The sequence below is a fragment of the Sphingobacterium spiritivorum genome (assembly GCF_016725325.1).
Classification (GTDB): Bacteria; Bacteroidota; Bacteroidia; order Sphingobacteriales; family Sphingobacteriaceae; genus Sphingobacterium.
On record NZ_CP068083.1, the window covers coordinates 3,434,067 to 3,450,191 of the forward strand.

Annotated in this window: 14 protein-coding genes; 5 read left to right on the plus strand and 9 right to left on the minus strand. The window is 38.9% G+C overall.

Annotated elements, in window-relative coordinates; all coding sequences use genetic code 11:
• Positions 1-345 precede the first annotated feature (345 nt).
• A complete protein-coding gene (locus I6J02_RS14475; protein ID WP_236581923.1) occupies positions 346-1,032 on the plus strand; it encodes a hypothetical protein in 687 nt (228 codons plus the stop codon).
• A 113-nt stretch (positions 1,033-1,145) separates the two neighbouring features.
• Here I6J02_RS14475 and I6J02_RS14480 read toward each other — a convergent pair whose 3' ends face one another.
• Genes I6J02_RS14480 through I6J02_RS14495 form a run of 4 tightly spaced genes read right to left on the minus strand, consistent with a single transcriptional unit; the run spans position 1,146 to position 3,191 of the window.
• Positions 1,146-1,571, minus strand: coding sequence for a c-type cytochrome (locus I6J02_RS14480; protein ID WP_201678561.1), 426 nt, complete (start codon positions 1,569-1,571; stop codon positions 1,146-1,148).
• Between the two features lies 1 nt (position 1,572).
• Positions 1,573-2,208, minus strand: a complete 636-nt coding sequence (locus tag I6J02_RS14485) for an SCO family protein (protein ID WP_201678562.1) — start codon at positions 2,206-2,208, stop codon at positions 1,573-1,575.
• A 6-nt stretch (positions 2,209-2,214) separates the two neighbouring features.
• A complete protein-coding gene (locus I6J02_RS14490) occupies positions 2,215-2,646 on the minus strand; it encodes a transposase (protein WP_236581924.1) in 432 nt (143 codons plus the stop codon).
• A gap of 11 nt (positions 2,647-2,657) precedes the next feature.
• Positions 2,658-3,191, minus strand: a complete 534-nt coding sequence (locus tag I6J02_RS14495) for a DUF4442 domain-containing protein (RefSeq protein WP_201678564.1) — start codon at positions 3,189-3,191, stop codon at positions 2,658-2,660.
• A gap of 107 nt (positions 3,192-3,298) precedes the next feature.
• Between I6J02_RS14495 and I6J02_RS14500 the strand changes: the two genes are divergently transcribed.
• From I6J02_RS14500 to I6J02_RS14510, 3 genes are all read left to right on the plus strand, one after another.
• Positions 3,299-4,534: an MFS transporter gene (locus tag I6J02_RS14500; RefSeq protein ID WP_201678565.1), complete on the plus strand. Its 1,236-nt coding sequence runs from the start codon at positions 3,299-3,301 to the stop codon at positions 4,532-4,534.
• Between the two features lie 329 nt (positions 4,535-4,863).
• A complete protein-coding gene (locus I6J02_RS14505) occupies positions 4,864-5,748 on the plus strand; it encodes an ABC transporter ATP-binding protein (RefSeq protein ID WP_201678566.1) in 885 nt (294 codons plus the stop codon).
• Entirely contained in the window at positions 5,741-9,376 is a 3,636-nt protein-coding gene (locus tag I6J02_RS14510; protein ID WP_201678567.1) for an ABC transporter permease/M1 family aminopeptidase, read from the plus strand. Before I6J02_RS14505 ends, I6J02_RS14510 begins: the two co-directional genes overlap by 8 nt.
• Before the next feature lie 30 nt (positions 9,377-9,406).
• Here I6J02_RS14510 and I6J02_RS14515 read toward each other — a convergent pair whose 3' ends face one another.
• Genes I6J02_RS14515 through I6J02_RS14525 form a run of 3 tightly spaced genes read right to left on the minus strand, consistent with a single transcriptional unit; the run spans position 9,407 to position 11,797 of the window.
• Positions 9,407-10,045, minus strand: a complete 639-nt coding sequence (locus I6J02_RS14515) for a uridine kinase (protein ID WP_201678568.1) — start codon at positions 10,043-10,045, stop codon at positions 9,407-9,409.
• A 17-nt stretch (positions 10,046-10,062) separates the two neighbouring features.
• The gene (locus I6J02_RS14520) at positions 10,063-10,986 is read right to left on the minus strand and encodes a LysM peptidoglycan-binding domain-containing protein (protein WP_201678569.1); all 924 of its coding nucleotides are present in this window, start codon (positions 10,984-10,986) and stop codon (positions 10,063-10,065) included.
• Between the two features lie 16 nt (positions 10,987-11,002).
• Positions 11,003-11,797 carry a DUF4905 domain-containing protein gene (locus tag I6J02_RS14525; protein ID WP_236581926.1) on the minus strand — a complete coding sequence of 265 codons (795 nt, stop codon included), beginning with the start codon at positions 11,795-11,797 and terminating at the stop codon, positions 11,003-11,005.
• Here I6J02_RS14525 and I6J02_RS14530 point away from each other — a divergent pair.
• Entirely contained in the window at positions 11,796-13,148 is a 1,353-nt protein-coding gene (locus I6J02_RS14530; protein ID WP_201678571.1) for an NfeD family protein, read from the plus strand. The genes I6J02_RS14525 and I6J02_RS14530 overlap by 2 nt on opposite strands.
• A gap of 77 nt (positions 13,149-13,225) precedes the next feature.
• Here I6J02_RS14530 and I6J02_RS14535 read toward each other — a convergent pair whose 3' ends face one another.
• Complete coding sequence (locus I6J02_RS14535) at positions 13,226-14,788, minus strand: OmpP1/FadL family transporter (RefSeq protein WP_201678572.1); 1,563 nt, start codon at positions 14,786-14,788, stop codon at positions 13,226-13,228.
• A 77-nt stretch (positions 14,789-14,865) separates the two neighbouring features.
• Positions 14,866-15,990, minus strand: coding sequence for a hypothetical protein (locus I6J02_RS14540; RefSeq protein ID WP_236581929.1), 1,125 nt, complete (start codon positions 15,988-15,990; stop codon positions 14,866-14,868).
• Positions 15,991-16,125 lie beyond the last annotated feature (135 nt).

A 16,125-nucleotide genomic window follows, 5' to 3' on the forward strand; every position in this document is an offset into this window, starting at 1 on the left:
ACTCTCCCCGTTTGGAAACCTTTTTTTATGCCCTTAATTCTTCCAAAATCTGCTCTTGATTAAGCGTATTTACTTCTGTTTTTTCCTTCGGATTTTTCTGTATGTTATTATGAAACATCATTCTGGTTCTATATATTGCGAACTTAGCTTTGAGTTAAGACACCGGAATGTATTGCTCTACTGTATATTAAATTACCTTTATATAAGGTATTCACCTTTGAGCTATATTTGATTGGGTTTTTATAAACAAATTATTTAATCTTAAAATTGAAACGGGTGATTCTATTCAAAAATGTATATAAAATAAAGGTAAAAGGAGCTTTAAGGCACTGTACTTTACTACTTATGAGCATATTTGTATTTTTCATAAGTTGTAAACAGAAGGATAAGTTTAATTTACTGAATCTGTCTTTTCCGGTTAAAAAAGAACAATTGAATAGTGTTGGTGTAGAAACTAAGGATTATAAAACGTACCTCGAGGGAGAGATCAAAAAATTCAGTTCCGAAAAAGATACAGTTTTATTTTTTGGTGATGTAAAGTTATCCGGAAATATCAGCAGATACAATAAAGATCTGTTTTTTGCCAATTATGTCGATTTTTTTGAAGATCCGCTTCAGAAAAACATAGGGGCTTATCAGGTCAATATTCATACAACCGAAGAAACTAAAGCCTTAGAAGAGTTTATGGCAGAGCATTTTGGTAAAACTGACTTTTATTACAAAGACCAAAAGATATGCTGTCGTATCTGGGAAGCTGATAACCAGATATTTTTCTTTGGCGTCATGAATGATCAGCATCATCCGGATCTTCCCAATAACGTACAAAGTACCTGTATGCTTTTTGTTATTGATAAGTCAAATAAAGAATTAATGAAAGAATCTCCCAAGGGAAGTTACTTTAAGTTTTATAAGGATTACCTGGAGAGAAGAGAGTCTTCCCATCAGAAAAGTGAGAATTATTCCTATAAAGATTTTGTGCGGGAGAGCGGAAATGAAACTATATATGCGGTTAATTATGTGGGTGATAAATAAACACAGCTAACCAAAGATTATTAGAAGTACTCAGCAAATTTTTGTCTATATAGGTTTTCAATACGGATATTGAAATTCACATATGCTGTAAGAAAGCATTGCATCTTGGTTGCTTATTTACAATTTTGCAGGTTTGTCCGAACCTCTTCCTGACTGTATTTTTCAGTCTCCTGCGCAAATGTTGTCGTGATGTAGGTTAGAATATATGCGATATCAACCTCCGTCAGTTCGGGTACGCCCGGCATTTTCTCATTAAAAGTTTCTCCGTTAATCTCTATGGGTCCGGAGATACCATTTTTTATGATGCAGGGCAATATATTGCGGTTGTCCCGGAAATATTTGGCATCTGTAAGGGGTGGATACAGCTTTCCAAGACCTTCTCCTTTTGCACCGTGACAATTCTGACAGTGCGTTGTATACAGTTTTTGACCATTGACGGCATATTGAGCTGTCTGAATGCTGACATTGGGTTGACAGGCATTAAGCAGGCTGATAAGATAGACTGCCGTTAAACAGCTCAATATGGTCAAAAATTTCATCTTACTTGTATTCTTTGAATAAGATCTCCAGATCTTTTAATAATTTATCTACCTGTTCAGAATCTGTACCGTCATAAGCACCACGGATACGCTTTTCTTTATCGACAATCACCAGATATCCCTGATGATCATATCCTCCCGGTACATTACTGTCTTCTTTTGCAAATACAAGATAATCATTAGCAATGCCATATATGTCTGCTTTAGACCCGTTAACGAATTGCCACTGATCATTCGTTACACCCAGTTTATTAGCATATGCTTTTAATATATACGGATGATCATATTTGAAATCAATACTATGTGAAAGAAAGGCTATGCGGTCGTCTCCTTTATATTTTTCGTATACTTTCAATAAATTACGCTGCATAGTAGGGCAGATGCTGGGGCAATGCGTAAAGAAAAAGTTGGCAATATATATTTTATTGTCAAAATTCTTATCCGTTATCAGTACGCTATCCTGATTTAGAAAACTGAATGCAGGAATAGTATGATATGCTGTATCAATAACGACTTTACCATCCACGGTCTTTTCCACAGCTTCTCTGTCTCCGTAGATTGGAAGTTTGGCATTATTACCTGAACAAGCGGACAGAAAAAGACCGGCAGCCAGCGTCAATGTATAGAGTAATCTCATAGTCGTTTAGTATTTACCTAATATGGTTTTGCTTTCTGCGGATACATCTGTAAATAGCTTTTTCATTGTATTTACTTTCTCCAGTTCTTTTTGCTGGTATTCTACGTTTGTGCTATCTACGGCATATTCCATCATCCAGTCTTCCATAGAGCCGGTTGCCTGTTCCAGTTTTGATTTGAGAGCAGATAATTCAGTTCGTGCTGCTGCAGTATCAAGTGCAGTGTTTTTAGCTTTTAATGCTGCAATATTGGTCAGTATTGAATCTATACGAACAGTGTTTTTATCAAAAGTTGATATTTGCGGCATGATCTCATCATGTATAGCGATAGCTTCTTTTTTTATAGTTTCGATATCACCACCTTTTTTTTGATCTCCTGAATTCTGACAAGAGAAGGCAAAAACTGATCCTGCTAATAATAGATAAGCCAAATTTTTCATATACATTATTTTTAGTTTATGGAATTAATATTTATTTCTGAAGTGTTTATTTCTTCTGATGAAGATGTTTGCGTGGATTCATGAAGGAGATTGCGAATGTATATCTCATTATTGGAAACGGCACAAAGATTACGATGCTTGTCATAAATCTCTATGGTAAATATTTTGACAATTTTGCCTTCATCCTGAATAGAACGAAGAGCTTCACTGATATCCTCCTGCGAGATGCGTATGGATATATACAGATTCCCGTCTCCGGGCTTTTTATATTCTATACGTGCAGATTTGACCCATACTACTGTCTTTTTGTAGCCTTTTGCCTTAAATATCTGATCTATGAGAAGCGGATGTAAAGGATCTGTGGCTGCAAATATAGTACCTCCGAATATTGTTCTGTTGCCATTAATATTAAAGAGGCTTCTGAATATCTTGACATCAACTCCGCTATAGTCCGGGAGGATCTTTTGAATCCAGATCCGCTGGAATAGAAAAGGCGGATAACTACGGAGTATCCATTTGAGCATGTTGGGACGCAATGTCAGCATAGTATTTACAAAAATAGCACAAAAATGAGAGGAAGGCGAACTTATCGGGAATATCTTGCATTAAAATGAAAACTATATTAAATTCGCTTTTCTAAATTAACCAAACCATGTCTGAACTACAGCAAAGTGTGCTCCCCAATAAACGTGTATGGATTATTGTTTTCGTAGCTGCCTTAGGGTATTTTGTGGATATCTATGATCTGATTATTTTTTCCATAGTTAGGGTGCAGTCCTTTGGAGATATCGGAGTCGCAGAGGCTGATATGCGAAGCAAAGGCGAATTTGTGTTGAATATGCAAATGGGAGGGCTGCTGATCGGAGGTGTGATCTGGGGCGTTATCGGAGATAAATACGGACGACTGAAAGTTCTTTTCGGTTCTATTTTACTGTATTCTGTTGCGAATATTACAAATGGATTTGTTCATGATGTAACCACATACGGGATTGTTCGTTTTATTGCAGGCATTGGTTTGGCCGGAGAGCTGGGTGCAGGTATTACACTCGTAAGTGAGAGCATGAGTAAAGAGAAAAGAGGCTATGGGACAATGATCGTAGCCGGTGTAGGAGTGCTTGGCGCTATATTGGCCTACTTTGTGGCGGAATTGTTTGATTGGCGTACCGCTTATTTTGTAGGTGGAGGAATGGGTTTACTGCTATTGTTATTGCGCGTTGGAGTGTTTGAATCGGGTCTGTTTCATAATATGAATTCTGCTAATGTGCAGAAAGGGCAACTTCGGATGTTGTTCAATAATACGGCACGGTTTAAGCGGTATTTGTACTGTATGTGTATCGGACTTCCGATCTGGTTTGTAGTAGGCGTGCTGGTTACACAGTCTCCTGAAATCGGAAAGGCATTGGGGGCTCCGGTAGTATTGAGTGCAGGAAAAGGGGTTATGTTTACCTATTTAGGAATATCACTTGGCGACTTTATCGCCGGCCTGTTGGCACAATGGCTTAAATCCCGTAAAAAAGTTGTTTTTATATGTCAGATACTTATCATTATAAGTTCTTGCTGGTACCTGAATAGTGAAGGACTGACAGAGCCTACTTTTCTGGGATTGGCTTTTCTGATGGGGCTTGGAGTAGGATATTGGGCGACTTTTGTGACGATTGCTGCTGAACAGTTTGGAACTAACCTGAGAGCTACGGTAGCAACTACTGCACCTAACTTTGTGAGGGGAGCTCTTATTCCATCCACATTGCTCTATGGATATTTTGTAGATCTTTGGGGAATCGTAACAGCAGCTTTGCTCATGGTGTTTCTCCTTTCGGGAATTGCCATATTTGCACTGACACAATTAAAAGAAAGCTTTTCCAGGGATCTGGATTATATTGAGGAATAGTCCGCTATTTTTTTGGACATTTCTTGCATCTGCTGCCTCTTTTATATTTTTTGCAGCATTTTTTAAATACGCAGCAAGAAAAGCCTGTTGCCGGATTTAATCTTTTATGAAGATCATCCATCTGTAATTCCGGGGCACATAAATCAAGCATTATTTGATTTTCTCGATCGATCATACTGCAAAGATAAATATTGTTTAGATTTGTTATAAATAATATTTTAAAATATGACAATTCAGCGAGTTAGCGCGTATTGTCTGATTTTTTTTATGTATGTTGTAACAAAATGTATAATTACGATACCAATTAAATATTAACAGTTAACTGCTTTATGAATTTATCAATCCAAGATCTTAGTAAAACGTATTCTAATGGCGTGAAAGCGCTGGATCATGTCAATCTGGAGATTACTCCGGGAATGTTCGGGCTGCTTGGTCCGAATGGAGCGGGTAAGTCTTCCCTGATGCGTACTATTGCTACTTTACAAAAGCCTGATTCGGGAAGTATTCAATTTGATCATATTAATGTGCTGCAGAATCAAATGGAACTGCGCAAGGTATTAGGATATCTTCCTCAGGAATTCGGCGTTTATCCTAACCTCTCCGCTCAGGAGCTCCTGCAATATTTTGCCCGCCTTAAAGGGATCTCCTCAGGTTCGGATCGTGAAAAAATTATCAAACGTGTACTGGAAGTTACTAACCTGTGGGATGTGCGTAATAAGAGTGTAAGCGGTTATTCAGGTGGTATGAAACAGCGCTTTGGTATTGCTCAGTTATTATTGAATGACCCGAAATTAATTATTGTTGATGAACCGACAGCGGGTCTGGACCCGGCTGAACGCCATCGTTTTCTGAATGTCCTTCGTGAAATCGGGACAAATCATACCGTAATTTTCTCTACACATATTGTGGATGATGTCCGGGAATTATGTCATGAACTGGCCATCCTTAACGGAGGTAAAATTTTGCTTCAGGGTACACCAAAGGACACCATCAGCCAACTGGATGACAAGATCTGGGTACGTATTATCGGCCGTGATCAACTGGATGAATATATCGGGAAGTTTAATGTTATTTCAACCAATTACAATCAGGATAATACGCTTAATATCCGTGTCTATAGTGACAGCGTACCTGATGAAACCTTTGTAAAAGCACAGGTTCAACTGGAGGATGTTTATTTTGTTGCCCTTAAAAAAGATCAGCGTCATGTTTAGTACTATCTTTAATTTCGAATTTAAACGATGGTTCAAAAACGCTGCTATTTATGTTTATATGGCATTGTTTTTTGGATTGGCGTTGTTGATTATGCTGATGTCACTGGGAATATTTGATGGTATTACAGCGACTACTTCATCCAATACCTATATGAACTCGCCTCTGGCCATCAGTGATATGATCAATGGTATGTCTGCCCTGATCTATTTTCTGATTCCGACCATTGTTGGGGCTTCTATATACCGGGATTTTCAGTATAACGTTCATACGATCCTGTTCAGTTATCCCTTTACAAAGACTGATTACCTTTTAGGGAAGTTTTTCGGGTCTTTGCTGGTTGTTCTGATCGTAGTTCTATCTTCTACTTTAGGGATTATCGTCGCGCAGTATGTACCCGGAATTAATCAGGAATTGCTCGGGCCTAATCATATTTTTGCTTATTTTCAGACTTATCTTGTACTCATCATTCCCAATCTGATTTTTATCGGTTCTATTATTCTGGTGTTGGTCACGCTAACCCGGAATGTTTATGTAGGGTTTGTGGCCGTTCTGATTCTGATGGTGCTGCAAGGTGTGATTCACAACCTCAGCAGCAATGTTGACAATCGTTACTGGGGTGCGCTTCTTGACCCATTCGGAGAGTCTGCTATCACATATTACACCCAGTATTGGTCGCCCGAAGAAAAGAACGTAAATAATCTTCCTTTTGAAGGAGTTGTCATCTACAACAGACTGATTTGGCTGGCTGTTTCGGCATTATTTATTGGTGGCTTTTACACATTCTTTTCTTTTTCACAGAGCAGACTTTCTCTGGTCAAGAGCAAGAAGTCCGAGAGGGTTACTAAGAATAATTTCGGGAGCATTTTTAAAGTTGATCTGCCAAAAGTAAACTACCGTTTTTCTATAGGTCACTACCTGAAAACAACATGGTCTCTTTCCAATTATGACTTCAGGTATATCGTTAAAAATCCGGTTTTTCTGATTATATCTCTGATCGGAATTTTATTTGTGCTTCTGATGGCGTCTACTTTCGGAGAAATATTTGGAACATCTACGTATCCTGTGACCTGGAAAATGGTTATGATACCGGGCTCTACGTTCAAATTTTTCATGATGATCCTGACTTTCCTTTTTTCAGGTCTGTTGCTTCATCGCGGAGAAATTTCAAGAATGGGGAGTCTGATCGATTCTACGCCGGTTCCAAACTGGACATTACTGTTATCTAAAGTCATTGCTATTATCAAGATGCAGTTGTTTCTGATGCTTCTTGTGATCCTTACCTGTATAGCTTATCAGGCGTATTACCAGTATTATAAATTTGAGATCGGACAATACATTATGACCTTGATGGTCTTTGGTATGTTAAGCAATATTATCTGGCTTTTTTTAGCTGTATTTGTTCATACTTTATTTAAAAGTTATCTGAGCGGCTTTTTTGTATTACTCATTCTTTATATAGGCCTGCCATTTCTTTCCTTTGCAGGAATCGAACAGGATATCTTTAAGTTTAATCAAGGCCCTAATCTGCAATATTCGGATATGGATGGTTTTGGCTTTATATTGCCATTTCTGACTTACAAGTTTTATTGGTTTCTGTTTGCGGTTTTACTGTTGATTACGGGGTTGTTACTTTGGAGAAGAGGCATATTTTCCGGAGCAAAGGAAAGATGGAACATGTTGAAATCCAATCTTGATATAAGCAAAGGTATTATACTGGCTGTATGTCTGCTGGGATTTTTAAGTATCGGATCAGCGATCTATTATGAGGATAACGTAAAGAATCCGTACTACAAAGCGCTGGATATTGAAAAGCAAGCTGTACAATGGGAAAAGAAATACAAAAAATACCAGTACCGTGCCCAACCTCGTGTTGTGGACGTAAAATTTAATCTGGATCTTTTTCCTTCATCCAGATCATTTGAAGCAAAAGCTTCATATGTACTCAAAAATAAAACAGCGCAGTCTATAGATACGATATTTGTTAATTATAATGATTACGAATATACTTTCAACTGGAATGTTCCTGTGAAGCTTATTTCAGAAGATGATGTGTATAATTTTAATATCTATAAATTACAGCAGCCCTTACTACCTGGAGATTCAGTTCTGCTGACTTTCGAAACAAAGAACAAACCTAATACCTGGATTCATGAAAATTCACCTGTAAAGGGAAATGGAACCTTTATTAATAATATGATGTTTCCAAGAATAGGTTATTCTGATCAATCCGAACTGGTGGATAATGATATCCGTATCAAATATGGATTACCGGCCAAAGATAGAATGGCGAAACCTACGGATCAACGTGCCCGGCAGAACAATTATATTTCCAATGATGCGGACTGGATCCGTTTTGAAGCAACTATAGGTACAGATGAAGATCAGTTGGCTATTGCTCCAGGGTATCTGGTGAAAGAATGGACAAAAGATGGCCGTAAATACTACCAGTATAAGATGGACAGTGAGATGCTTAATTTTTATGCATTCAACTCTGCGCGTTATGCGGTTAAAAGGGATAAGTGGAAAGATGTCAATCTGGAGGTTTATTATCATCTGGGCCATGAATACAATCTGGATCGCATGCTGGCTTCCAGTAAAGCTTCACTGGATTATTACACCAAAGAATATAGTCCGTATCAACACCGGCAATTGCGGATTATTGAATTTCCGCATACAGGAGGCACGTTTGCTCAGTCTTTTGCGAATACCATACCTTTTTCAGAAGCCATTGGTTTTATTGCTGATGTAGATGAAAAGAATCATGATGCAGTAGATTATCCCTATGCTGTCACGGCGCATGAGATAGCACATCAGTGGTGGGCACATCAGGTGGTAGGTGCAAATGTGCAGGGAGCAACACTGATGTCCGAAAGTATGTCGGAGTATTCTTCTCTGAAAGTACTGGAGAAACGGTACGGTAAAGGGCAGATGCGCAAATTTCTGAAAGATGCATTAGATAATTATCTGAAAGGACGAAGTGCTGAACGGCTTGGTGAAAAACCATTGATGTACAATGAGAATCAACAGTATATTCATTACCAGAAGGGTTCACTGGTATTGTATGCGATGAGTGATTATCTGGGTGAAGCGATATTTAACGGAACTGTAAAAGGATATCTGGAACAGACAGCCTTTCAAAATCCGCCTTATACTACTTCACTGGAGTTTGTAGACCATTTGAGAAAAGCTACACCTGATTCATTGCAGTATTTAATAAAAGATATGTTCGAGACCATTACTTTTTATGAAAATAAGGTTGAAAATGTATCGAGTAAAAAGTTAGCTAATGGAAAATATCAGGTAGATATCGCTTTTCAGGTGGCTAAGTACAGAGTAGATAAAAACGGCAAGCGGATATATGATGACAGTAATCCTGCCGCACATTCTACATCCAAAAAGGGAGAGATCCGATCGCTGCCTTTACAGGATTATATTGAGGTAGGTGTATTTGGTGAAGCCAGCAAGGATAATAAAGACCAGAAGGAATTGTATGTGAAGAAGCATAAGATAGGTCAGGTGAATAATAAACTGTCTATTATTGTGAATGAAAAGCCAATCGCAGTTGGAATAGATCCGTACAATAAACTAATCGATACAAACTCTGATGACAACAGAAAATCAATCTAACATATAAAAAAAGCGGCTTAGCCGCTTTTTTTATATTGTTTTTATTTTATCTTTCACCTCCTGACAGATCTCATCTGTCACCATTCGGATGGGTTCCGGATCATCGATGTTATTGATGATTACTTTATCACAGAATTCTCTGTAGGGTAATAAATATTCATTGTAAGACGGTACGACATGATTTACCCACTTGTAGCGTACATCATCTTCATCGTATCCACGTTCTATGAGATCTCTTCTCAATCGTCTCTCCAGAGCAACAGATTCTTCTGCATCCAGAAATATACGCATATCCAGCAATTCATTGACTTCTGTATAGTAGAAGATGAACAGGCCTTCGATAATCAGAATGGGAGCCGGTTTGATTTTCAGCATTTTGGGTGTAAGTGCCGGATTATTGAACGTATACTCTTCCTTAAAAACGGTTTTTCCATCAAACAGATCCTTGATGTCGCTATAAAAAGCGGATCTGTCAATAGAGGTTGGAATGTCGAAATTGTACAATCTGTTTTCTTCCTGAGTCTTTGTATTTGCCGGAATATAGTAATCATCCTGTGAGATGAGAGTGATTTCATCTTTTGAGAAATGTTGCAGGAAACTATTTAAGAAAAATGTTTTACCCGAACCGCTACTTCCCGCGATTCCTATGACGAAGGGTTTGTTATTCATTTATGATACGATACTGTTTAATTTTCCAAAGGTACACCATAATTTATTTCTACCAAAAAACGCTTATCCAAAGCACCTATGTAGGAAGCTGCAGATTTGGATAATACGACAATGGCATTTTCCGTTTCCGCATTGTCATTAAACTTTCCGACTACTTTAGCGTAAGTGACATTGTGTGTCATTGGATTGGTGATTTTGAGGATAGTGCCGATAGGAGCTGTTTTATGAAGGGCAAGGTTGCTCTTTCCATCCGAATTCAGATTACTCATCCATACCGCAATACCGCGTTCTTTTTTCTCACGGATGCCATATTTATTAGCAGAGATTTCATTGTAGGAAGAGTCTTTTTCAGTAGAATCTACACGCGTCGTATCTATAGGTGTCAGGACGATCTTTGGTTCTTCTACCGGTTTCGGAGGTGTAGGAGTACTGTTTGGAATTTTTAATATTTGATTTTCCTTCAGCGAATTGGAAGACAGGTTGTTCAGTTTTTTGATGTCATCCACAGATACACCGAATCTTCTGGAAATCGCATATAATGTTTCACTTTTCCCTACTTTGTATTCTGTAAGAGGAGTCTGCTGCTGTGGATTGCCTGCGTTTTTTGATTTTTCAGGTTGTGTGACAGCTTTAGCAGTTTGTTGAAAAGGTCGGCCGGTAGGAATTTTGACTGTATCTCCCGGACGCAAATCCTTGCTGTTGTTTGCCGCCATAATATTTTTCACTATGGCATTGTATTGACGACCTAATTTATAATAGGTGTCTTTTTGTTCAACTTTATGAAGGATATAAATTTCTCCTTTGACATTTTCAACGCCTATAGAGTCTTTTGGACTAAAATCTGTTTTCCACGAAGATGCGTGCAGATTCGAAATAGAAAAGCTAGCAAAAGCAATTACTGCTATCTTCTTATAAAGAGATGATTTCAATAGTTTGTTCATGATAAAAATTATGCAATTATACTAAATACGAAACAATTTCCTGTTTATTATAGGTCATAAGAAATATTTGATCGTCAATTTGAAAATAAGGCTGAGGAATCATTTTAGAATTCTGTTCCAGCAGGCAACACCGGTGTATCTCTCTGTATTGATCGGATATACAGATATTCAGGTCAAATTTATCCTCCTTGCGGGTATGGTAGCACCAAAGATAACGTTGTCTGACCTTGCTGATCCACATTGTATCTTCGTATACTGTCGATTGTAAAAAATCTGGTAAGGTTCCGTTATAGGCTAATGGAAAGCTGATATGATTAGTGCAATACTGAATTTCACCATCCGGTTTTTGTAACGGAGTGCCGGTAGAAAGGGAAATATATTCTTCAAAGCCCGAACTGATGGTATGATGTCTTACTTTGAGTAAACCTTTAAAAATATCTATCAGCAAATACTGATGCCATTGTTGGGTGATGGTACGCGACGGAATGTGTAATACGGTAATTCCTGCTGCATATGGGGTATTGGTACCTAATTTTTTGAGAATTAAATAATCTCCCTGAATATCTGCCAGCGTCCATTCTTTAGTTTTTAGCCGGAAGTTGTCTAATAATCGGGTGCCCGTAAAGCTGATGACATGAAAAGCGGGCAATGTACTTTCTTGATCGCGGGTTTCCACAGCCAGTATCCGGGTATTGGAGTCGGCTTCAATTTTCCAGATAGGATCCGAAAAACTTTCCGCAAATACTTTATTAATTGTATATTTAACCATTACGCTCAACACAAATTTCAACCAGTCAATGATTGAATACATGAACAAATTTACGAAAACCTTTTTAACCATACTATTTCTGATGTCATGTTTTGCAATAACAGCATTACAGGCACAGGAAGTGTATCATTTTCGTATCCATGATGAAATAGGCCCGGCCGCATGGCGTACATTTGATAAAGCATCTAAAAAAGCTTCAGCGCTCAAATCGGATTATCTGTTAGTAGAGTTAAACACATTTGGCGGAGCAGTCAATTATGCCGATTCTATACGAAGCAGGCTGCTTAACTCCCCGATGAAGACTGTTGTATATATTAATCATAATGCAGCATCTGCAGGAGCTTTGATTGCTATGGCGTCGGATTATATCTATATGCAAAAGGGAGCAAGTATAGGAGCTGCCAGTGTTGTGGACGCAAAAGGGGAGGTGCTGCCGGAAAAATATCAATCTTATATGAGAGGACTGATGCGTGCTACAGCTGAAGCAAAGGGCAGAGATCCGAAGATTGCAGAGGCTTTTGTCGATCCTTCGGTCTCCATTCCAAACCTGAAACCAGATGGTAAATTGCTTACCATGACCGCAGATGAAGCGGTGAAGGCTGGTGTGGCTAAAGCAGAAGTATCCGCGAATAAAGAAATCTTTATTGACTTAGGGATTAGTAAACCCACTGTCACTGTGCACGAAGTCGGAATGATTGACAATATCATTGGTTTTCTGATCAATCCGGTCGTGAGCGGAGCACTTATTCTCTTGATTATCGGAGGTATTTATGCAGAAATGCAGACTCCGGGAATCGGATTTGCTCTGGCTGTTGCACTTATAGCAGCTGCATTATTCTTTGCTCCGCTTTATATGGAAGGATTGGCGGCACATTGGGAAATCGCACTCTTTTTTATAGGTGTTATACTCATCGCTTTAGAGATCTTTGTGATTCCGGGATTCGGGGTTACAGGTATATTGGGTATTATTTGTCTGGTCTGCGGATTAGCATTCAGTATGGTATCTAATGATTATTTTGATTTTAAACTTGCACATCCGGGTATGCTGTTTAATTCTTTTCTTATTGTAATAGGCTCGATGTTTCTGGCTGTAATATTAATGGTGATATTTGGTAAGAATATTTTAAAATCTTCTGCCTTCAAGAGACTTGTACTGGAAGATGAACAAAAGTCAGATCAGGGATATACTTCTTCTGTATCAAAGGCGAACCTTTTGCATAAGCAAGGTGTTGCAAAGACTGTTCTCCGTCCTTCCGGCAAGATAGAAATAGATGGAGTATGGTATGATGCGGTTGCTTTGGATGGATTTATAGATGCAGGAGATCTTATATATGTAGAGAAACATGAAAATTATAACCTTTTCGTCCGTAAGATAGAAGAACTAAAGGGATAAATAGCTCAACGTGAATAGTATAAAAAAGGCTCGGATTCTTCAGAATCCGAGCCTTTTTTATAGCGGTAAGCTCTGATTTAGAATTTTGCACCCAAAGTCAATACTGCATTCGTGCGGTTGTTTTTGATTTCCGCTACAGGATTGGGAGTCTCCCAGAATACTTCTTCAAAAGTATATGGACTTTCGTAGTATTTCAGCATATTGTGTACTACCGCTACATCCATATACAGAGAGCTGGATAATTTTACACCCAGACCTAAAGTACCTGTATAGTGGCTGTAGTCTGCGTTTTTATATGGATTACCATAATAATTGAATCCGGCACGACCACTTATGATATTGGTGATCAGGTATTCTCCACCAATTCTGGCATTTATTGCTGCTTTGTACATCCCTTTAACAGATTTTTCCATATCAACTTCCATCTGTGGATTATAACGGTTTGGTGATCTGAATTTGGTTGTAGAATAGTCCGTCAGATCTGCATCTGCCGTAATAAGACCTCTGGGAAAAAATTTTGTAATACCCAGACTATATTGAAACGGCGTAATGATGTTGATATCATCCTCAGTATTGTAAGAGTCTGATTTATATGGGTCTAATGCAGTAGTTCCACCTGTATAATAGATATCCGTATAGGAATTTGTATTATCCTGTACAGCTATCCAGGTTGGCGTCTTGATAGTCAATCCCAGATTCCAGTCCTGTGCAGGTTTGTATATCATACCTAATTTAAAATCTACTCCTGAACCTTCTGTATATTGATTGTAGTAATCATCCAATGCATATTTGATTCCTACATATTTACTTTCTGCTGTAGTAGGGTCAAGATACGGGGAGTTTGGATTTCTACTTCTGATTTCTTCGCTGTTTTTGGTAGATCCTTCTTCTGTAAACTTCTGTGCCGTCTCATACTTGAAAGAAACCATCGAGAAAGAAGCCCCTATATAGAATTTATTACTATAATTCGCTCCGAAAGAAAGAGTTGTTCTTGAGCGATCTCCTTTTTCAAGAACATTATTTTGCTGATATTTATCCGCTCCTTCTTTTGCCAGAGGAAAATAACCTCTGTCATTAATATCCGGATAGCCCTCCATAAAGAAAGACCTATACAAATCTTTTCCCCAAGGAGTATCATCCTGTGTATACATAAGATCTGCTAATGTTTGCCCTTTGGTGCTTTCATTATTTGTTCCTGAATACAGAATCTTGTTGCGAAAATTATTAGTCTTATCGTAGCTCAATCCCACATTAAAATTAAGCCATCCCTCTGTCAGATCTGCTCCCAATCCTCTTGCTGAAGGAAAATGAAAGACTACACCTGCGTTATCAATCAAAAAGCGTCCCTGATTCTGACTGTTGGACTGACCGAAATAGTTTGTCTTGCTGTTATTATTAAAATAATTAAAGGTGACACCTATGTCCGACTGTCCGTAAAATCCTAAACCTGCAGGGTTGCCGGATATGGAACTCAGATCGCCTCCTAAAGCGGTCTGTACATTACCCATACCTTTGAAACGTGCTGTTCCTCCGGGATATTCCTGAGAAAAAAGAAGTGCTTCTTTTTCAAATTGCGCATGTGCCGTTCCTATTATTCCACAAAGGAAAAATGATGAAAGTAGTAAGTGTTTGATATTCATACGTAAATGAAGTATTTATTGCAAAATAATAGTCAATACGCAAGAGCATATTGACTATTAGTAAGTTTGTTTATGGTTTAACGTCTTCCGGAACGTCCAGAGCCTCCGCCGGATGAACCTCCTCCTGATCTGGAGCTTCCGCCACCCATACTAGGTGATGCAGATCTGCCCGAAGAGGGTGATGGTGTATATGACGGTCTGGATGCCGGTTGATCATATGTTCTGCCTGAAGAAGAACGACCTGAAGATGTTTCTCTTGATCTGGTGTCAGCCGGACGAGATGTAGAGCGGGTAGATGGAGCTACGCGTTCTGAAGTCCCTTGTCTTGAGCTGGTTCTGCCTGAGTTAATATCTCTTGTATCTCTGTAGATCGCATTATTATCTCTTGCTGTTCCGGATCTTCCGGATGCAGTCCCTGATCTTCCGGAGCTGCTTCTGTCAGAACCGCTAACCGCAGATCTGCCGCTGGTCGAACGTGATGATCTTCCGGAGCTTGTACCTGTGATTCTGCCATTCGCATCTCTGCTTACAGCGATGCCGCTTCTGTTGCTGCTTCTTCCTGAAGATGCACTTCTAGAAGAAGTTCTTACATTAGAATAGTTATTGCGGTAAGCTGTTGAACGGTTGGATGCTACACGGTAATTGCCTGCATAATGTCCGTTACCATAGTAAGGATGACCCCATGAGTTATAGTAGGAATTATATCCCCAGTAGTTACCCCATCCGAAGCCCGGATAACCGTAGCCATAGTAAGGGTAGCCACCCCAGCCGAAGCCTCCGCCCCAACCGAAACCACCTCCCCAGCCAAAGCCAAGTGACCATCCGCCACCCCAGCCCCAACCAAGGCCTAATCCAAATCCGCTATATCCGTACCATGGATCAAACCATGGATCGTAATATGACATGCCCGGTGAAGAATAATAGAATCTGTTGATTCTGTTTGCATATTCCAGTTCGCCCATATCATCATATCCGTTATTATATTCATCGTCCGAATATTCGTCCGCATAATAGGAATCATCCTGTGCATATTGATCTCCGTCAGTATAATAATAATCCGGACTCTGATACACTCTCTGAGCCTTAGATTGGTTATTATAGACATCATCTCTATAGGTGATTTGCTTATTGGTTGAGCAGGAGCCAAGTGCTATGACCGCGGCTATTGCCAACCCACCGAATAATAATCTATTTTTTTTCATGATTTCCATACCAGTTAACCTTCGACAATTACAGTCTTATTTATTATCTTAGACGCCAAATTAAGTGATTAGTTTAACGCGTCCTGTAAAATAATTTAAAATTACGGATTTTAATCCATTCACTACTTATGGAGA